The following is a 19,592-nucleotide window of genomic DNA, read 5'->3' on the forward strand; positions in this document are numbered from 1 at the left end:
ATCCGAAACAAACACAAAACTCAAATTCTCAAAACCAGGACGGCGCCATTTAATAAAGTTTGATTTTGTATTTTGGATTTGTATAGAGTTTCGTGTTTAGGATTTAGGGTTTTTCCTTATGAAGATGCGCATACGAACCAAGATGCTGCTCAGTTTCATGGCGATGGTTGCCCTCATTGTCGCGCTGATCGTCTTCGCGCTCGTTTCAATTCATATCATGAGCGAGAGCAACCGGCAGCTCGTCTGCGTGCAGGAGAAGGAGAGCCTTGTCGCCGATCTGCAGGCGACGATAGACAGGGCAGTGACCGCGCTGGGGGATTATCTGGTCTCCGGGAAGAGAGCCCGCCGTTCCACCTTTATTCAGCTCGTGGGCTTCTACAGGAGACAGGTTGAAGCGCTCGAACTCTTTTGTAAGAGCCCCCGCGGAGACGGAGGGACTGGCCTGGAGGCGAAGAAGATCAGCGAGCTCAAGGCCGAGCTGAAGACGATTGACGTGAGCTCCAGAGAAATTCTGGCGCTTGCGGATAAGATCGAAGGGGCACAGGGCCATAAGCTCATCCAGAATGTGGTCTCGACGGTGAAGGGCGCCATGGATAAGAAGGGCGCGCGCGCTGAAAAGGGGACCCCGGGGGGCGAATTGAATGCCCTCGAGGATCTCCTCGGGGTGAGCACGCGCGACGCGCAGGAGCGGCTCAAAGAGCTTGAGCTGTTGAGTGCGACAATATCCGAATCGGAATCTCGCCTGAGGGAGCTCTCGTTGCAGTTGATGAGGGCCAAGGAGCACGCGCTCGAGAAGATCGGCGAGATACGGGAGATCGCTCAGCGAGAGGGGATGATGGCCGTTGAAATGGCGGCCCTGGCCGACCGCCAGGCGGGAAAGTTCATGCGGGTGGGGGCGGTGATCATCCTCACCTGTGGTCTCGTCCTGGCGCTGTATCTCTCCAGCTCTTTTTCACGGCCCATCCTGGATCTGGATCGGGGGGCGAGGCTTATCGGCGAGGGCAATTTTGACCACCGACTGAAACTGGAAACAGGCAACGAACTGGAGGAGCTTGCCTCACGGTTCAACACCATGGCCTCCAGGCTCAAGGCCTCATACGGAGCCCTCGAGGAAAAGGTTCGTGACCGCACGCGGGAGTTGGAACAGTCCAATCAGCAGTTGAGGCGCCTTTTTGACGGTATCTCCGACGGCATTTCGATAATTGACAGGGAGTACCGCATCGTCAACGCCAACACGGGCATTGCGGCGATGGTGAAACGGGGAGAGGGCGAGCTCATCGGCGGCGCCTGCTACCGGTCATACAACGGGAGCGATTCCCCCTGCCCGGGCTGCCCCGCTGAAAGCACCTTCAGGGACGGGAGGGCCTCCGTCGGGCAGCTCCGCTGGTGTGCTCCGGGTCAGAAGGTCAAAGATATGCAGCTATACATATTCCCCCTCCAGGAGGAAGAGGGGAGGGTGGTGCAGGTGATCGAGTACGCGAAGGATATCAGCGAGAAGGTCGCCCTGGAGCAAAAGCTGTTCCAGTCGGCGAAGCTTGCGGGCATTGGAACGCTCGCCGCGGGTGTCGCTCACGAGATACGCAACCCCCTCGGCATCATGAAAACATCCGCGGATATGATCAAGCGGAGCTGCCAAGAGGGGGAGCAGAACTACGAGCTGGCCGGGTTCCTGATCGAGGAGGTTGACCGCCTCAACCGCGTGGTGACCCGCCTGCTCAACTTTGCGAAACCCTCCAAGCCGAATATCGAGCCGTGCGGAATCAACGATATCATGGACAGGGCGCTCGCACTGGTGGGCCCGCAGCATCGTCTCCAGGACATGGAGGTGGTCAGGGAATACACTCATGACCTCCCGGGGGTTCCGGGGGACCGTGAGCAGCTCTGCCAGGTCTTCCTCAACCTCATCATCAACGCCATCCAGGCAATGCCGAAGCACGGGCGCCTCACGCTCGCCACGGGGATGGACGAGGGGGAGGCGGTGTGGGCGGGTGTGACCGATACCGGCGAGGGGATTGATGCGCGTATAGTGGACAGCATTTTTGATCCCTTCTTCACCACCAAAGACGACGGTTCGGGGCTGGGGCTCGCGATCGCGTACAGGATTGTTGAGAGCCATGGTGGGCGGTTGGAGGTAAAGAGCAATCCGGGGAAGGGGACCACCTTCGCTGTCGTGCTCCCCGTGGCATAGGTGATATGCCGCGGATGTGCGCGGATGATTGCGAATTGATTGCAGATTACCAGTTTCACCACGGACCTGCCTGCCGGCAGGCAGGGGCGCGGAGAACACGGAGTTAGAGCATGGGTGAAGTGAAATGAAACGCTGTTTCAATATCAGTATCGATCCGCGGTGGATGAATAGAGGATGTTGAAGATGAAAAAACGAATACTGGTGGTTGACGATGAACGCAACATGCTCCGGCTCGCGGAGATGATGCTCGATAAGATCGGCTACGAATCGCTCCAGACGGACAACGCCGAAGAGGCACTGAGGATCCTCGGCCACAAACGTGTAGACCTGGTGATCACGGACCTGAAGATGCCCACGGGGATGAGCGGGATTGACCTCCTCGTGGAGATGAGGCGGAGGGAGCTGAAGATGCCCGTGGTGATCATGACCGCCTATGGGACTATCAAGAGCGCCGTGGAAGCGATGAAACAGGGCGCGAGCGATTATATCCTCAAACCCTTCGACATCGACGGCATCGAGGTGGTGATTTCCAGGGTCTTTGAGTTTGAGAAGGTGCGGAGGGAAAATGTGTACCTCAGGGAGGAGCTGAAACAGCAGCGCGAGGCCCAGCAGATCATCGGCCGGAGCACCAAGATGCAGGAGATCCACGCGCTCATTGACCGGCTCGCCCCCACGGATGCGTCGGTGCTCCTGTACGGGGAGACAGGCACCGGCAAAGAACTCCTTGCGCGCTCCATCCATGAGAAGAGCGTCCGCCGGGATAAGCTGTTTGTCGCCGTTAACTGCGCGGCGATCCCCACGACGCTCCTCGAGAGCGAACTATTCGGCCACGTGAGGGGAGCGTTCACGGGGGCTGAGGTCGAGCGGACGGGGAGGTTCGAGAAGGCCGACGGTGGCAGCATTTTCTTTGACGAGATAGGGGATATGGAACCGGTGCTCCAGGCCAAGATCCTCCGCGTACTGCAGGAGAAGGAGTTCGAGAAGGTGGGGAGCACCGAGACGATCAGCGTGAACGTGCGCGTGATTGCCGCGACGAACAAGGATTTGAAGAGGATGATCCAGGAAAAGACCTTCCGCGAGGATCTCTACTACCGATTGAACGTGGTATGGATAGTGGTCCCCCCGCTGCGGGAGAGGGCGGAGGACGTCCCGCCGCTGGCTGAGTATTTCACCAGGAAGTATTCGGGTGAGTGGGGGAAGGAAGTCGCGCCGCCCTCGGAGGACGCGCTGAGGGCCTTGGGCGGTTACGCCTGGCCGGGGAACGTGCGCGAGATGGAAAACGTGATCGAGCGGGCGGTGGCGCTCAACGCCACAGGCCGGATCGGCCTGGATGATCTGCCGCCGGAGATCGCCTACGGGGCGCCCGAGAGCCCCACGGGCGTTTCCGCTCCCCGGGCGGGATTGCGCGGCGATCTTGATGGGGCGGTTTCCTCGCTCGAGAGGGAGATGATCGGAAAGGCATTGAGGGAATCCGATGGCGTCAAGGCCCGCGCCGCGAAGCTCCTTGGGATCAGCGAGCGGAACCTCTGGTACAAGCTGAAGAAGTATGGAATTGTGTAGTGGGGGCTCCGGAGGCTATGGTAGACTCCCCCGCACAATAGCATAGGGATGAAAAAGAATTTATTGTGCGTGATGGCTGACTGCGTGCTGATGGGTAACGCCCCTCGCCTCATGGCGGAAGATGCCGCAGCTGTTCCTGCAAAAAATCCCGCTCGGCAATGGCGTTTCCAATCACGTACGGCGGAACCTTAGTCCTGATGAGCGTATCCCGGAAGTGCTTCGCGCGTGTCGCAGCCGCGGTCGTCGCAGGCGTTCTCTCGATCCCCTCGCTCGCCTTCGGGTACATTGGCCCGGGGGCTGGATTCGCCTTTCTGAGTTCGTTCATCTTTATCCTCGGGGGAATCTTCCTTGCGATCATTGTCCTGCTCACCTTCCCGGTGAGGCTCCTCGTGAGAAAGCTGCGTTCGAAAAAGGCGCTCTCCTCCGCGCGCGTCGGCCGGCTGATCATCGTCGGCCTTGACGGCCTGGATCCCGAGCTCGCGGTCGCCTACATAGACGAGGGGAAACTGCCGAACCTCTCGCGACTGCGCCAGGAGGGTTCCTTCTCGCCCCTCCGGACGACGAATCCCCCCATATCGCCGGTCGCCTGGTCATCGTTCATGACGGGCGTCAACCCGGGGAAGCATAACATCTTTGATTTTCTCACCCGTGACACGAGAACATATCTTCCTTCCCTCTCCTCAGCAGCGATTACGGAAACAAACCGGGCGATCAGGCTGGGGAGGTACAGGCTCCCGCTCGGGAGGCCGAGGATCAAGATGCTGCGAAAGAGCGTCCCATTCTGGAAGATCCTCGGCGATCACGGTATCCCCGGCATCGTACTCAAGGTTCCGATTACCTTCCCGCCGGAGAAGTTCAAGGGGTTGCTCCTCTCGGGTCTGTGCGCCCCGGATATCAAGGGTTCTCAGGGGACCTTCGCGTTCTATACCAACCGGGCGCCGCGCGAAGCGACGTACACGGGGGGCTTTCTCGTGAGGCTCGACGGGAGCGGCCCGGTGTTCGACACGTTCATCTCCGGCCCGAGAGATCCGTTCAGGGCGGGCCGTGATCTTCAGATCCCCCTGAAGATCGCCATTGACAGGCAGAGGAAATCCGCGAAACTCGGGATAGGGAGCGCGGTTTGCAATCTCCGTGAGGGTGAATTGTCGGAGTGGATTTCTCTGAGATTCAGGGCGGGGCTTGCGACGAAGATCATGGGGATTGCCCAGTTTTTCTTGAAACGCGCGGCGCCCGTTCTTGAGCTCTACCTTTCCCCCATACACATTGACCCTGAAAAGCCGTCCCTCCCCCTCTCTCACCCTCTGATATACTCCGTGTATCTGAGCAAGATTGTAGGGCCCTATGCGACGCTTGGTTTGCCGCAGGACACATGGGCCCTCAATGAGAAGGTGCTCACCGACGATGCGTTCCTCCAGCAGGCGTACCGCATGCACGACGAGCTCGAAGGAATATTTTTCCATTCCATGGGGCAGTTGAATCGGGGCGTGCTCTGCTGCGTGTTTGACGCCACCGACGCCATCCAGCACGAATTCTGGCGCTACCGCGACATGAATCATCCTGCCCTTCCGAAGGGCGAACCCCCGCGCCCCTCCATCATAGAAGATCTCTATAAGAGGATGGATGAACTCGTCGGCCGCGTGATGGGGGAGTTGAATCACGGTGATGCGCTGATCGTTCTCTCCGACCATGGCTTCAAATCGTTCCGCCGGGGCGTCAATCTCAACACATGGCTCTTCAAGAACGGCTACCTCAGCCTGAAAGAAGGCGCCACGACGCACGGGGAATGGTTCGCCGGCGTTGACTGGCGGAAGACGAGGGCGTACGCCCTCGGCCTCGCGGGCATCTACCTGAATCTCAATGGGAGGGAGGCGCAGGGTATCGTTGACGCGCGCGACGCCGGCGCAGTAAAAAAGGAGCTCACCCAGGAGCTTACTGGTCTCAGGGACGAGGCGACGGGCAGCGCCGCGATCGCCGCCCTCTATGATACGCGGGAGATCTATCGCGGGCCGTACGTGGAGAATGCCCCCGACCTGATCGTGGGCTACTATCCCGGCTACAGGGCGTCATGGGAGTCGGTGACCGGTCAGGTCACCCCTGAGATCATTGCGGACAATGAGCGGGCGTGGAGCGCGGATCACTGCATTGACCACCGGTTCGTCCCCGGCGTGCTCTTCTGCAATCGGAAGATCAGATCACCCGAACCCCGCATACTGGATATCGCCCCCACGATCCTCGACCTCTTCGGGATAGCGCCCCCCGGATACATGGATGGGAAGGCTCTGGAGATAGAAGTGTGAAAATGGGGAATGCAATCATCAAAAGGGTGTTTATCCTCGGCGCCGTCGCGCTTGCCTGCCTGGTCCAACCCGGCTGCGGCCATCGGAAGGAGTGGCCGGGGCAGAAGAAGGTGATCGTCCTCGGGTTTGATGGCATGGACCCGAGGATCGTGCGGGAGATGTTCGCGAAGGGCAAACTCACGAACTTTAAAAGGCTGAGCGAGATGGGGGATTTCAAAAACCTCTGGTCGAGCATACCGCCCCAGAGCCCCGTGGCGTGGTCAAACTTTATCACCGGGAAGAACCCCGGGGGGCACGCGGTATTCGATTTCATCCACAGGGACCCCGCCACGTACCTTCCCTACCTCTCGACATCAGAGACGATTCCACCCAGGCGCACGCTGAAGCTCGGTGAGTATATCATGCCGATCTCCAGCGGCTCCGTGATATTGAAAAGAGAAGGCAGGGCGTTCTGGGAGTACCTGACTGAGGCGGGAATCCCCGCAATCGTGTTCAGGATTCCGTCGAATTTTCCGCCCGTCGAGTGCGGCGCGAAGAGCGTCTCGGGCATGGGAACTCCCGACCTGATGGGCACCTACGGCATTTACCAGTACTACACGACGAACGCCGGCGATATCCCAAAGGACCCATCAGGGGCGGAATTCACTCTGGTCCACATCGCTGATGGCGCCGTTCGCTCATCGATCGCCGGGCCGCGCAACACCTATAAGAAAGGATCGCCGAAGATTGAAATTGACTTCACCGCCTGGGTGGACCAGGAACACCGAGTGGCGCGGATAGACCTCCCCGGTCAGCGCGTCCTCCTCTCGCAGGGTGAGTGGAGCGACTGGATCGTCCTGAGTTTTCCGCGGATGCCGCTGGTCTCTCCCGTGAAGGGGATCTGCCGGATGTATCTGAAGGGGGTCTCTCCGCACTTCAGGCTCTACGTGACCCCCATCAATATAGACCCCACATGTCCCGCCCTGCCCATTGACACGCCCACGGGGTATGCCAGGGGGATCGCCGATGACGTCGGCTATTTCTACACGCAGGGGATGCCGGAAAACACCAAGACCCTGACCAATGGCACCTTCACCACGGACGAGTTCTACGCGCAGTTCCGGATGGTCCTCGATGAGAACCACAGGCTCTTTGACTGCCTGTTCTCGAAATTCAGGAAGGGTTTCTTTTTTTATTATTACTCGAGCACCGATCTCGGGACACACATCTTCTGGCATCTCCGGGACAAAAACCACCCCGTGTACGACGCCGCGGCGAGGGAGAGGCTCGGGGATGTCATCGAAAATACCTATGAGGAGATGGACCGGACAGTCGGCAAGGTCCTCGCGAGATTTGACGACCAGACGACGCTCATCGTGATGTCGGACCACGGGTTCTCACCATACTACAAGGCGTTCAGCCTCAACACCTGGCTGCTGAGGAACGGGTATCTTGTCCTGAGGGATAATGCGACGGCCGGGTCGCTTTTCAAGAATATCGACTGGGGGCGGACAAGGGCCTACGCCCTCGGCCTGAACTCGCTCTATATCAACCTCCGCGGGAGGGAAAAGTACGGCATCGTCGAGCCGGGTGATGAGGCATCAGCCCTCCGCAAGGAGCTCAAGGAGAAACTTGAGAAGGCGACTGACCCGGAGAACGGAAAAAGGGTGGTCCGGCGAGCGCACCTCGCCACGGAGGTGTATTCCGGGCCGCATGTCGGCAGGGCCCCTGATATCCTGGTGGGGTACGACTGGGGATATCGCACCTCATGGGAGAGCGCGCTCGGAGACGTCACGGCTGACCTCCTCACGGTCAGCAGGGAAAAGTGGAGCGGGGACCACTGCGGCGCCACGGAGATAGTTCCAGGGATCCTTTTCGCGAGCAAAAAAATCAAGCTGGCGCAACCACACCTGTATGACATTGCGCCGGCGATATTGGCTGAGTTCGGGATCTCGAAACCGGCGGACATGGTCGGGACGAGTATTTTTGAGGGTGCCCCGGAAGCGGGGCGACGCGGGGGATCGAGGGAGGAATTGCGGGCGCTGCCATATCAGTAATTCGAGAAGCAAGTAACGGGAACGTGGGACGCGCGCCACATGACGATAGGTGGAGGGTGATACAGTGGTAAAAATCAAGGTAGATGACGACCTGTACGGCAAGCTGGAAAAGTGCGCCGCGACGGCAGGCTATTCCGGCACGGAGGAGTTCATCACGCATGTGCTCGAAAAAGCCGTCGCCGGCATCGGCGCGGGCGATGACGCTGAGAAGGTGAAGGAGAAGCTGCGCGGCCTCGGGTATCTTTCATAGGCGAGAGATGCGGATGTTTTTTATGTTTTGATCATCTGGTGCAGAATTTAGTCATTCTATGAAATAGGTATGGAAGGTGCATTTGTCATCCCCGCGAAAGCCTGCCTATGCCGGAGCGGCTTCGCGCAGGCAGGCGGGGATCCAGCGATAAAGCTTTTTTGCTGGATTCCTGCCTGCGCAGGAATGACATAGTACATGAACTCAAACTGTTATGACTATGACATTTGATGCTCTGACGAAGGTATTCGATCTTGTCCTTTTCCCTTTCAGGCAAATGGCACCGGTATGGGGAGTGGCATTCCTGGCCCTGCTCACCGCGATTTTCATCCTCATGGTGTACAAGTGGGTATCAAACCAGAGGGCGATCGCGCGGCTCAAGAAGCAGGTCCAAGGGCATTTCCTGGGCATCTACCTGTTCAGGGATGACCCCGTCCAGGTGCTCAGGTCGCTGGGGAATGTCTGCGCGTGTTCCGTCCGGTACGTCGGTTGCTCGCTCATCCCGCTTGCGGTGGTGCTGGTGCCGATCGCGCTCGCCTGCGTCCAGATGCAGCTGAGATATGGATACGAAGCCCCGCGCACTGGAGAGAGTCTCATCGTATCATTAAAAACATCCAATGGTATGATGGCGGGGGGAGCGACGCTCACTGCATCGCCCGGACTGAGGGTGGAGACGCCCCCACTGCTGATCCCGGCGAGCGACGAGGTGGACTGGCGGGTCAGGGTCGAGGGGCATGGCGAGCAGCATCTTGAGTTCGGCATCGGAGGCCTCACCCTTGAGAAAGAGATCGTGATCGACAGCCGGGTGCGGGGGCGGTACCCCGTTACCGCACAGGAGTCGTTCATAAACAGTCTCATCAATCCGGGCGAGCAGCCGCTCCCCGCCGATTCTCCGGTGTATTCCGTGTCGGTGGGGTATCGGTCCGCCCGGGTAAATCTGTTCGGTATCAAGGTGCACTGGAGCATTGCCTATTTCCTGATGGCGGTCGTCTTTGGTATGCTTCTCAAACGTTTTATGGGAGTTGAATTTTAGTTGTTCACCACGGAGGACACAGAGCACGAGGCGACCGCGGCTTAAACGGTTTGAACTGCTTGAACGATTCAAACAGCTCACACGGTTCAAACCTCATGGTGTGAGGAGTAAAAATTGGATTACATCACCGAACTCGAAAGCAGAACAATTTACATTGTCAGGGAAGCCTACAGCAGGTTCCCCCGCATCGGGATGCTCTGGTCGATCGGGAAAGACTCCACGTCGCTGCTCTGGATGATACGGAAGGCGTTCTTTGGCGAGATACCGTTCCCGATCATTCATATAGACACGGGGTACAAGTTCAAGGAGATTTACGAGTTCCGTGACCGTTACGCGAAAGAGTGGGGTTTCACGCTGAAGGTCGCGAGGAACGAGAAGGCTCTCGGGGAGGGGATGGGGCCGAACAAGGGGTCCAAGCTCGACTGCTGCCACGCACTGAAGACGCGGGCGCTGAAGGATTTCATCGCGCGAGAAAAGCTCGACGCGATCCTCCTGGGCATCCGCAGGGACGAGCACGGGATACGCGCCAAGGAGCGCTACTTCTCCCCGCGGGACGAGCAGTTCCAGTGGAACTACCAGGACCAGCCCCCCGAGCTCTGGGACCAGTTCAAATCCAGCGCGGAGGGGCACCATCACCTGAGGGTCCACCCGATCCTGCACATGACCGAGCTCGACATCTGGCGCTACATCAAGCGCGAAAATATCCCCGTCGTGAGCCTCTACTTCGCGAAAAACGGCGCCCGGTACCGCTCCATCGGCTGCGCCTGTTGCTGCGCCACTGTCGCTTCTGATGCTGACACGCTCGACAAGATAATCCGCGAGATCGAGACGACAGATGTCTCCGAGCGGTCGGGGAGGGCCCAGGACAAGGAAGACGCGTACACGATGCAGAAGCTGCGGGCGCTCGGCTACATGTGATGAAAGAGCAACACGTGTATCGTATCTCGGATCTCGTATTTCGTAGCATCGAGCCCGCAGCACAGGCACAACCAGCTCGTTACGAGATACGAAATACGAGATACGTAATACGATCCGGAGTATCATTATGTTAAAGCGCGAGAGTATGAAAATCGTCATCGTGGGGCACATGGACCATGGGAAGTCCACGCTCATCGGGCGGCTGATGTACGACACTGGATCCATATCCCCTGACAGGATGGAGGTCATCAGGAAGACGTGCGAGGAGATGGGGAAGCCCGTCGAGTTCGCATTCGTAATGGACCACCTTCGCGAGGAGCGGGAGAGGGGAATGACCATCGACACCGCCCAGACGTTTTTCAGGACGCCGGGCAGGGACTACGTCATCATCGACGCGCCGGGGCACAAGGAGTTCATGAAGAACATGATTACCGGGGCGAGCCAGGCGGAGACGTCAATCCTGGTCATCGATGTGCGCGAGGGGGTGATGGAGCAGACCACGCGGCACGCGTATATCCTCGGCATGTTGAACCTGAGAAGGAATATCCTCGTCCTGAACAAGATGGACCTCGTCGGGTACAGCGAGGAGAAGTTTCAGGAAGTCCGCGGCGAGATCCACGCCTTCCTCAAGAGGTTGGAAATTGTTCCCTCGTTCGTCATACCGGTTTCCGGCACCGGGGGCGACAACTTCGCCTCCCGTTCAGGGAAAATGCCCTGGTACACCGGCCCGACCATCCTCCAGGCCCTCGATGCGCTGGAGAAAGACAAGGATATTCACGAGAGGCCGCTCCGGATGCCCGTCCAGGATGTCTATGAGCGTGAAGGTGGGAAGATAGTCGTGGGGAGGGTTGAGTCGGGCAGGCTCGCCGAGGGGGATGAGCTCCTGCTCCTCCCTGAAAAACGGAAGGTGACCGTGGCGCGAGTCCTGGAGTTCGGCAAGGAGCGGCATTCGGCGGAAGCGGGTGAGAGCATCGGTCTCGTCATCTCGGGGGACGGCGCAGTGAAGCGGGGGGATATGCTCAGTGCCTCCGGCAACGTGCCGATGTTGAGCCGCAGTCTCACGGCGAATATCTTTTGGATGTCTCCTGAAGGGTTCGACATCAGCGAGACGCTCGCGCTGAGGGCGAATACACAGGAGCGGCGGTGCGTGGTCAAGGAGATACGGAGGAGAATCAATTCCTCGACGCTCGATACCATCGAGGAGCGCGCGCGCGCCATCGGTGAAAACGAGGTCGGTGAAATACTCATCGAAACAGGGCGCCCGCTGGCATTTGAGCTCTTCTCGTTCATCCCGGAGCTCGGCCGTTTTGTCCTGGAGCGCGGGAATGACATCGTCGCGGGCGGAATCATCACGCACGGATAGCTTCCACGGTGTTTGATACCGCGGATTGGGCGGATTGAGCGGATTATTCGGGGAATAACCACTGAGGGCACTGAATGCACTGAATTAAAAAATAGATGTTCTTTCAGTGACTTCAGCGTCTTCAGTGGTTTAAAAGTAAAATAAGGAGAGGGGATATCAGAGAGGGATGACATGGCGATGGGAAAGCGGGCTGTCGTCATCGGCATTGACGGCGTCCCCCACGAGCTGATCGTACGGTTCGCGGCAGACGGGACGATGCCGAATATAGGAAGGATACTTCCATCCGGCACGATGAGGAGGATGGAATCCTCCATCCCGGATGTCTCGTGCGTGGCCTGGAGCACGGCGATCACGGGGAAGAACCCCGGTGAGCACGGCATTTATGGGTTCATGAATCTCTCGCCCGGGACCTATCGCTTTGCGTTTCCCACGTTCAATGATCTCAAGGCGGCGCCCCTCTGGGAAGAAAGCCCCAGGCGGCGATGCGTCATCGTGAACATCCCCGGAACGTATCCCGCCCGCCAGCTCAACGGGATAATGATTTCCGGTTTCGTCGCCATTGACATCGGGCGGGCGGTCTATCCCAACAGCCTCGTGCCGAAGCTGATGGAGCTCGGCTACCGGATAGACGTGGACGCGTTGAAGGGCCATGCGGACATGGCCGCGTTTCTCCGCGATTGCGAGGAGACGCTCGAGGCGAGGATCAGGACCTTTCGCTACCTCTGGGAGAATGAGGAATGGGACCTCTTTTTCCTCGTCTTCACCAGCACCGACCGCCTCAGCCATTTTCTATTCGAGGCGTTTGAGAAGGAAGGTCACATCTATCACGAGGCATTCCGCAGCCACTTCCGGAGGATAGATGAAGTTGTCGGTGAGATATACGGGCGGCTGCGGGATGACGATCTCTTCATGATGCTCTCCGATCACGGTTTTGGAGTAATTGAAAAAGAAATCAACATAAACCATTTTTTGAAGGAGAGGGGATTCCTCAACATAGTGAATCCCTCTCCCGACTCGTTCGATGGGGTGGGGGAGGGATCAACGGCATTTGCCCTCGACCCGGCGCGGATCTACGTGCACATGGCAGGGAGCTATCCGAGAGGCTGCGTGAAGCGAGAGGACAGGGCCAGGGTCGTGGAGGATCTTGAAGCGGCGTTCAAAGGGCTCATCGTGGATGGCCGGCCCGTGGTGCGGCGAATATGCAGGGGTGAGGAGATCTTTTCGGGGCCGTGTGCCGACTGCGCACCTGACCTGGTCATTCTCCCCCAGCGGGGCTTTGACCTGAAAGCCCGACTGGTGGCGAATCAGCTCACCACAAGGGGTGTATTCACGGGGTCCCACACGCAGGATAACGCCTTTCTCTTTGTGCGGTCAGGCCAGTTGCGTGAATCAGAGATTCCCACTCAGCCATGGGTGGGTGACGTCCGCAGCCTCATAGAGAAGGGCATCGCCGAGAAGGAGTAAACAAACTACGCCTGCCTAGGGGAGAGGGGAGGGATGGTCGTGGGTGCTCCCGGCATCCTCGTGGCCGATCGCGCGGGCTGTAAATTGCGCAAGTGAATCGCAGACGAGTTCAACCACCTCGTCCGGCACGCCGTCCCACGCCTTTGATTTCAGTCTCATGTCGCACGGCTCGTTGATGTAATCCACGGATATATATTTCATTGTCTCCGTGAGAGCTATCTCCGTGGAGAAAAAATTCAATCTGGAAATATCATGGATTTTAGTGGCAATCCGGTCAATTTCCTGAAGCCCATGCCTCGCCCAATCGTCCGGTGAGAGCCTTTCGGATACGTGCTTCTGAGGATCCCACCAGCACGAGATCACATTTCCCCCTGCGTAGTAGACCCGGAAGTAGGCCTTTTTCCCATCCAGGATGCAGGGCACGATATTTTCCTGAATGAGTATCTGATCATTGACGTAGTCCTTCCTCGCTGCCATCACTTCCGCGAGGGATTTTACTCCGAGAAGCACCCCATCCCCGCCGCCGCCATGAGCGGGCTTTATGATAAAGGGGATGCCGACATTCTCCAGTTTAAGGATATCCTCGGTGGGGCCGTCGTGTTCAAACACGGGGAGAATGATCGTATAGGGTACGTTTATGCCGTGGGTGATAAACTGCAGGTGCATCGAGGCCTTGTTGCACGCTTCTTCCGAATCACGGGGGTAGTTGATAAAAGGGATACTATTTTTTATCAGGTGGTCAGCGAGCGGAGTGAACTCTTTGCGGATATCGGAAGCCCTGTCAAAAAAAGCAGAAAACATGAGCTCATTTGAAAAAACCTTGGGCGCGATGTCTGCGAGATTGGCAGGGTTGACGATGCAGGTTGAGATCTGGTGCTCCTGGCACTTCCGAACCAGGACGGAAATGAAGTCACTATCGTGCTCCCACTCCCAGGCGATGCCAAGATCAAATCTCTGACTCATGTCACTTCCCGCCGTTTAGAAGCGGATGCCGCAGTGGGCATGATGATTTCAGTGCACCGTCACCGTTTGCTCGGCGTGGTAGCTGCCGATGGGAATGAGCGGCACCCCGGCTGGCACGAGCTCCACGATGACCGTGTACGTGTTGCCGGCAACGCCCGCGGGGATATTCACGGAACAGAGCGTTTTCGTGTAGACAGTCGTGAGCCCGTGGACATTGGTGGCCATCGCCCGTGCGCCGCTGTAGAGCGAGCCCGGATTACTGAGTCGGAACGAATAAGACGGTGTTCCGCCCTCTTTTATGATCATACCCCAGGCATCGAATGTCTCGATAATCGGCTGCACCGTCACGTCAACGGTGAAGTGACTCCCCGCCGCCGGCGTGCTGCTGCTGAGCGTCATGCTGAGGCCGGGCGTCGGAGTGGAAGTGGGCTGAGCGATGGAGAGCTTCTCTGCCTTGTTTGTGACATCCACTGGCGCACCCCCTAATCCGCCGGCCTTGATCGCGAGCTGTTTCTCGACACTGTATGCAGCCCCTTCGCTCCGCGCGGCATTCAAAGTATCGGGCCCGGCTGTCCATGCCCCGTCGAGATAGTACTCCGTGCTGGCCAGGAACGTCGCCCCTTCGCCGTTCACCGCCCATATACGTTTACCGTCAAAGAAGCTTGCAGGACCGCTGCGTGCGGTCGTCAGCGGGGCGACGATATTCCAGGTATTCGTCGCTGGATTGTATCGCTGCACGAAGTTGATTTTGTTATCCCCTGCATCTGTACCACCGATGACGTATACGTAGGTGCCGTCGCTCGCCCCGCCCACCCTACGCACCGCCGTCGGCAAGGCCGCCCCGCTTGTCCAGATGTTGGTGGTGATATCATAACAATAGTCAGTGGTGCCGGCAGTACCGGCGGTAGATGAGCCGCCGAGCACGTAGATCTTGTTTCCGATCGCGGCGACTGCATGAGAATTGTTTGCTGCCGGCATAGACGCCAGAGTAACGACGAAATTTGAGGCAGGGTCAAACCTTTGCAGCACAGCACTGGGCGCGCTGGCATCATCAAGACCGCCCGCGATATAGATATATGAGCCGACCGCCGCTGCGCCTGCGCTGGAAACGCCGGCAGCCAGATTGCATTTGTTCGTCCACGTGTTGTTGGCGACATCGTACTCCTCAATCGGGATATTCGTTGTAGAACCGGAGGGATGATCCCTGCCGCCCAACGCGTAAAATTTTCCTGTCACAGCTGAATAGGCGACGCAGTTGCCTCCGCGGGCGGTATTCAGATTTGCAATTGCCTGCCATGTGCCTATCTCCTGCCCTCTCGCGTGACTTACACATATAAGACATGATAAAACCAGCAACAGTATGAAACTCTTCATGTTACACCCCCTTCGGCTATAGGTTGGAATCCCCCTGCAGACCACAGCGCAATGATAGCACCATCGCGACTCATGTGCAATTTCTAACTGCTCCCCGGAGCGAGCCGAATACATAGATGAGCAGCATGAGGAGGGATAGTAATAACGCAGAATGCCCCATCGGAAGGCGGTGGTGACAAGGGGTGCGGGAGACCGCACCTTGACTGGCTACACGCTGTAAAGGGATCAGAGTATTTTCAGCAGGCCTGTCCGCTCGTTGAACTCGGTGATGAGCTCGTCAATTTGATCCACCTGCGCGTGGACCTCCTCCCAGTATTCAGGGAACCGGTACCACTGGTCGTTGAGCTCGCTGAGCTCCCTGCCCTGCTGCTCGATCCAGGTGTAGTACTTGAGGTTGTGGACCCTCTTCCGGTCGTAGAAGGAGAGCTCGATCATCCTGTCAGTCGTGAGCGCCATGAGGTAGCGGTGGTAATCCCTGGCGGCATCGAGTTCCGTGTACTCCCCGAACTGCTCTCGGAGCTCCATGATGCGGCTGCCGTAGAGCTCCATCGAGTCGGTGAGCACCGTGAGAACGATATCCCTCTCCGTGAGTTCGTAGTACTTGGCGAACTTGATCGAGCAGAGGATGTTCCCCACGCCGGAGATGCCGATCAGATCCAGTTTGTCGGTCAGTTCTTTTGGCAATCCCTGCTTCTGGAGGTACTTTCTCCCGACGGGCTCATTGAAGAGGCGGATGATGTTCATGCAGTTCTCGTCATCCGCGGCGATCACCATGTCGGTATTGCGCACATTGTGTATCCACGGGACATGCTTGTCGCCGATCCCCTCGATCCGGTGGCCGCCGAAGCCGTTGAGCAGGAGCGTCGGGCACTGCCACGCCTCGCCCGCGGCGATCTTGCTCGTGGGAAATAACTTCTTCAAGTAATCGCCGCACCCGATGGTTCCCGCGCTTCCGGTGGTGAGGACGACGCCCGCGTACCGGTCGGCCTTCTTCATTTCCTTTCTCAGCACCTCTTCCATCGCGTGACCGGTAATCTCATAGTGCCAGAGGTGGTTGCCCATCTCGTCGAACTGGTTGAAGATGACAATGCTGTCCTTCCGGGTCTTGCGGAGCTCCCAGCACTTGTCATAGATCTCCTTCACGTTGGACTCGCAGCCGGGGGTGGCAATGACCTCGCCCGCCACCTGCTTCAGCCACTCGAACCGCTCCTTGCTCATCCCTTCGGGGAGGATGGCGATGGATTCGCAGCCGAGCAGGTGTGAGTCGTAGGCGCCTCCACGGCAGTAGTTACCGGTGGACGGCCAGACCGCTTTCTGTGATGTCGGGTCGAACTGCCCCGTGACGAGCCTTGGGACGAGACAGCCGAAGCTCGCCCCCACCTTGTGCGCGCCGGTGGGGAACCACTTGCCGACGAGGCAGATAATTCTGGCGTCGGTGCCGGTGAGCTCTTTGGGGAGCTCCAGGTAGTTCACGCCATCGAAGAGCCCGCCCTTCGGGACTGGCTCGTTTTTCCAGGTGATCCTGAAGAGATTGGTCGATTCGAAATCCCAGAGACCGATTTTCTTCAGCCGCTGTTTTATTCTGTCCGGTACAGATTCGGGGTTCCTCTGCTCCTTGAAGGTGGGAATGATGATGTTGCGCTCCTTGCACCTCTGAACTGACCGTTCGAGCTTCTTTTTGTCAATCGTCAGATCAATCATGTAACTCCTCCGTGTCTCTTGAGTATCCTCGTATAATCCAGGACGCCAAGGGGGACTACGCTAACACAGGGGGCTCTGCAAGTCAAAGGGTTTTACGGGTTGCGACGTCGGCCGTGAATTGTGTGCTATAATCTACTGAACCATGACTTCACAACCGGTGCGAATACTCAATTTTGACAACAGCGTGGTGGCGCAGCACCGCTTCATTGACCGGTTCCAGCCGGCCATCGTGGACCTGACGGACATCGGGCCCTCCGCTCGGGTATGGATGAGTAAAAATACGGCGGCGAGAATCAGTGAAATATTGGAACCGGAGATAAGAGGCGCGGTGACATTCCTTGGATCGGGCGATTTTCACCACGTCACAAAGCTCTTGGTTGACCAGTTCGAGGAGCCCCTCACCGTCATCGTATTTGACCATCACCCGGATTGGCATCTCGTTCCCCCCTGGCTTGGCTGCGGCTCATGGGTGACACACGTTTTAGAAAATAGTAATGTGGAGAGGGTTATAATCCTCGGAGTTGCATCCAGGGACATTTCCTCTGGCTGGATACAGGCCGCGGATCTGAGTTCCCTGGAGAACAACAGGCTTGAGATTTATCCATACATACACGGTCCGACGAGAGTCGTATTCAGGCGCGTGGCGGGAAATGATTCGGTGGGAGCGAGGAAGTGGGGATTCTGCACCAGGCTGTGCTGGAAGGAACTGAGGGGCCGTGACCTCTCGGGCTTCTTCAGCTCCGTGATAGCGCGGCTCCCCTCGCGGCGTGTGTACGTCAGCATCGACAAGGATTGCCTGAAGGCGGCGTACGCGTTGACGAATTGGGAGGAAGGGCATTTCGATCTCGACGAGGTGTGTGCGTTGCTCGACCTCATCAGGCAGGAGTGTGATATTGTGGGATGCGACGTGACGGGGGATTACTCGCCCGTGAAGGTGCGCGGGGCGGTGAGGTCGTTGTACGCCTGGCTTGACCATCCGCGACGATTCAGCGCATGGATGAAGACCGGAAATATCATCAGCGCGGTGAACGAGGCCACCAATATAGAGCTTGTCACGCTTCTGGCGCGCCAGTCAGGACTTGTCCGTCCCCATTAGCTTTTTTATCATACGCCGCAGCACGGGGTCGAAGTTCTCCGGTTTGAGGAGTGCGCATGCGAGGCCGATGAAAGAATTTAATACACAGTTAGCGTGTCGCACGTAGACAAAATCAGGAATGAAGGTAAAGTCGAGCCGCTTTTTGGGTTCATAACCTAACTGGGGGCTTTCATACCGCCGGATCCCATGCGCGATACACCACCGCAGGATGTCACGGAAGGTGATGAAATACAGATGGTATTTGTAGGCGACGCTATAGTCCATTCCTATATATTTGTCTAAGAGGGTGTGTTCTGTCACGAGGCAGAAGACGAACGCGACGAGCCTCCCATCGAGGCGCCACAAGAAGCACTTTGCATATTCAGGTATGTTTCGTGGTATTTCCCGGAAAAACTCTTTTGGTATTGTCTCAAATATCACATCGCTCTTTTTGAGTGTTTGAAGATAGAGCGCGTACACCTCGTCCAGCAGGTCGTCAACCTCGTTCCGCACTTCCATTTCGATATGGACTTTCCCGTCAACTTTTTTGAATTTCCTTTTCAGGTCTTTGCGGGTGGCCCTGCTCAAGGAGCGGAGGTAGTTCTCAAACGACTCGAAACGGATATCGAGCTTGACAAAGGGGAAACTCCTTATTCTGTGAAAGCCGAGTCTCGCGAGCGGCTTCATCAGGTACGCGTCACGACCCCAGAAATCCTTGAAGGCGAGCATGCGAATATTTTCTTTCAGCGCGACGGCGTGCATCCCCCCTACAACTGCCCCGATGAGAGTCTCGCATCTGCTGAGGTCTGCGATCCCGATCCTCCCGTCGCTCGTCGGAGATCCGCATATCACGGCGCGGACGCTAAGCAGCCGTGGCACGAAACAGCGGATGAGCGACAGGAAATGCTTGAGCGGGCCTGATATGGTGGTATCGAGCGAGTATTCCATTATAAAGCACGGAGCGAGGCACTGGAGAGTTGCTCCCTCGTAGATAAGTATATAGAGAAGTTTGAACTGCCGGGAAAGAGTCTGCTCGATTGTCCTATAGAAGTCGTAGCCCTCAGGCGTGGGGGGGAATATGCGTGCCCATTCGGCCCTGTCTATTTCGCTGATGCGACGGACGATCCGCACGGACGTGTCAGATGGGATTGCCATCATTTGCATTTAGTATAGCATAGCGAGGTGGATCTGTGGCGTAATCCACCAGGATAGAGCAGCGATTTTTGACAAGCAGTAATGGGTCACCCATCAAAGGCGCGGAGTCAATAGACATGATCTGGTCCCTCCCTCGCGCATGCGCGGGTTCAACTGCTTGCTCCGTTCACGCCAGCACTCGTGACTTGCCTGCTGCTCCATCCCGAGCCCGTTTCCTG

Annotated in this window: 14 protein-coding genes; 10 read left to right on the plus strand and 4 right to left on the minus strand. The window is 57.6% G+C overall.

What is annotated here, in order from left to right:
- The first annotated feature begins 118 nt into the window (after positions 1-118).
- From NTX71_04885 to NTX71_04925, 9 genes are all read left to right on the plus strand, one after another.
- Positions 119-2,188 carry an ATP-binding protein gene (locus NTX71_04885; protein MCX6339238.1) on the plus strand — a complete coding sequence of 690 codons (2,070 nt, stop codon included), beginning with the start codon at positions 119-121 and terminating at the stop codon, positions 2,186-2,188.
- A gap of 183 nt (positions 2,189-2,371) precedes the next feature.
- Positions 2,372-3,748 (plus strand): sigma-54 dependent transcriptional regulator, encoded by a 1,377-nt coding sequence (locus NTX71_04890; GenBank protein MCX6339239.1) that lies wholly within the window; start codon positions 2,372-2,374, stop codon positions 3,746-3,748.
- A 197-nt stretch (positions 3,749-3,945) separates the two neighbouring features.
- Positions 3,946-6,045: an alkaline phosphatase family protein gene (locus NTX71_04895; protein ID MCX6339240.1), complete on the plus strand. Its 2,100-nt coding sequence runs from the start codon at positions 3,946-3,948 to the stop codon at positions 6,043-6,045.
- Positions 6,046-6,047: 2 nt separating this feature from the next.
- Entirely contained in the window at positions 6,048-8,081 is a 2,034-nt protein-coding gene (locus tag NTX71_04900) for an alkaline phosphatase family protein (protein MCX6339241.1), read from the plus strand.
- Between the two features lie 64 nt (positions 8,082-8,145).
- The gene (locus NTX71_04905) at positions 8,146-8,331 is read left to right on the plus strand and encodes a hypothetical protein (protein MCX6339242.1); all 186 of its coding nucleotides are present in this window, start codon (positions 8,146-8,148) and stop codon (positions 8,329-8,331) included.
- 217 nt (positions 8,332-8,548) lie between these two features.
- A complete protein-coding gene (locus NTX71_04910; protein MCX6339243.1) occupies positions 8,549-9,361 on the plus strand; it encodes a hypothetical protein in 813 nt (270 codons plus the stop codon).
- A 114-nt stretch (positions 9,362-9,475) separates the two neighbouring features.
- Positions 9,476-10,279 (plus strand): sulfate adenylyltransferase subunit CysD, encoded by an 804-nt coding sequence (cysD, locus tag NTX71_04915; protein ID MCX6339244.1) that lies wholly within the window; start codon positions 9,476-9,478, stop codon positions 10,277-10,279.
- Positions 10,280-10,406: 127 nt separating this feature from the next.
- The gene (locus tag NTX71_04920) at positions 10,407-11,642 is read left to right on the plus strand and encodes a GTP-binding protein (protein MCX6339245.1); all 1,236 of its coding nucleotides are present in this window, start codon (positions 10,407-10,409) and stop codon (positions 11,640-11,642) included.
- 171 nt (positions 11,643-11,813) lie between these two features.
- The gene (locus tag NTX71_04925; GenBank protein MCX6339246.1) at positions 11,814-13,106 is read left to right on the plus strand and encodes an alkaline phosphatase family protein; all 1,293 of its coding nucleotides are present in this window, start codon (positions 11,814-11,816) and stop codon (positions 13,104-13,106) included.
- Between the two features lie 15 nt (positions 13,107-13,121).
- Here the strand turns inward: NTX71_04925 and NTX71_04930 are convergent, their stop codons facing one another.
- From NTX71_04930 to NTX71_04940, 3 genes are all read right to left on the minus strand, one after another.
- Positions 13,122-14,069 carry a hypothetical protein gene (locus tag NTX71_04930; protein ID MCX6339247.1) on the minus strand — a complete coding sequence of 316 codons (948 nt, stop codon included), beginning with the start codon at positions 14,067-14,069 and terminating at the stop codon, positions 13,122-13,124.
- Between the two features lie 48 nt (positions 14,070-14,117).
- Positions 14,118-15,443, minus strand: coding sequence for a hypothetical protein (locus tag NTX71_04935; GenBank protein MCX6339248.1), 1,326 nt, complete (start codon positions 15,441-15,443; stop codon positions 14,118-14,120).
- Positions 15,444-15,668: 225 nt separating this feature from the next.
- On the minus strand, positions 15,669-17,144 hold the full coding sequence (locus NTX71_04940) for a pyridoxal-phosphate dependent enzyme (GenBank protein MCX6339249.1): 1,476 nt from the start codon (positions 17,142-17,144) through the stop codon (positions 15,669-15,671).
- A gap of 142 nt (positions 17,145-17,286) precedes the next feature.
- On the opposite strand from NTX71_04940, the gene NTX71_04945 reads away from it, so the two are divergent.
- Positions 17,287-18,240, plus strand: a complete 954-nt coding sequence (locus NTX71_04945; GenBank protein ID MCX6339250.1) for a hypothetical protein — start codon at positions 17,287-17,289, stop codon at positions 18,238-18,240.
- Here the strand turns inward: NTX71_04945 and NTX71_04950 are convergent.
- On the minus strand, positions 18,217-19,383 hold the full coding sequence (locus tag NTX71_04950) for a GNAT family N-acetyltransferase (GenBank protein ID MCX6339251.1): 1,167 nt from the start codon (positions 19,381-19,383) through the stop codon (positions 18,217-18,219). The genes NTX71_04945 and NTX71_04950 overlap by 24 nt on opposite strands.
- Positions 19,384-19,592: the final 209 nt, after the last annotated feature.

This window comes from Candidatus Auribacterota bacterium, assembly GCA_026392035.1.
Lineage (GTDB): Bacteria > Auribacterota > Tritonobacteria > UBA1439 > UBA1439 > JAPLCX01.

Bases quoted from the DNA above. Each gene is read 5' to 3' on its own strand.
- NTX71_04885 (MCX6339238.1), top strand. From the start codon at position 119: ATGAAGATGCGCATACGAACCAAGATGCTGCTCAGTTTCATGGCGATG.
- NTX71_04890 (MCX6339239.1), top strand. From the start codon at position 2,372: ATGAAAAAACGAATACTGGTGGTTGACGATGAACGCAACATGCTCCGG.
- NTX71_04895 (MCX6339240.1), top strand. From the start codon at position 3,946: ATGAGCGTATCCCGGAAGTGCTTCGCGCGTGTCGCAGCCGCGGTCGTC.
- NTX71_04900 (MCX6339241.1), top strand. From the start codon at position 6,048: ATGGGGAATGCAATCATCAAAAGGGTGTTTATCCTCGGCGCCGTCGCG.
- NTX71_04910 (MCX6339243.1), top strand. From the start codon at position 8,549: ATGACATTTGATGCTCTGACGAAGGTATTCGATCTTGTCCTTTTCCCT.
- NTX71_04920 (MCX6339245.1), top strand. From the start codon at position 10,407: ATGTTAAAGCGCGAGAGTATGAAAATCGTCATCGTGGGGCACATGGAC.
- NTX71_04925 (MCX6339246.1), top strand. From the start codon at position 11,814: ATGGCGATGGGAAAGCGGGCTGTCGTCATCGGCATTGACGGCGTCCCC.
- NTX71_04930 (MCX6339247.1), bottom strand. From the start codon at position 14,069: ATGAGTCAGAGATTTGATCTTGGCATCGCCTGGGAGTGGGAGCACGAT.
- NTX71_04935 (MCX6339248.1), bottom strand. From the start codon at position 15,443: ATGAAGAGTTTCATACTGTTGCTGGTTTTATCATGTCTTATATGTGTA.
- NTX71_04940 (MCX6339249.1), bottom strand. From the start codon at position 17,144: ATGATTGATCTGACGATTGACAAAAAGAAGCTCGAACGGTCAGTTCAG.
- NTX71_04945 (MCX6339250.1), top strand. From the start codon at position 17,287: ATGACTTCACAACCGGTGCGAATACTCAATTTTGACAACAGCGTGGTG.
- NTX71_04950 (MCX6339251.1), bottom strand. From the start codon at position 19,383: ATGCAAATGATGGCAATCCCATCTGACACGTCCGTGCGGATCGTCCGT.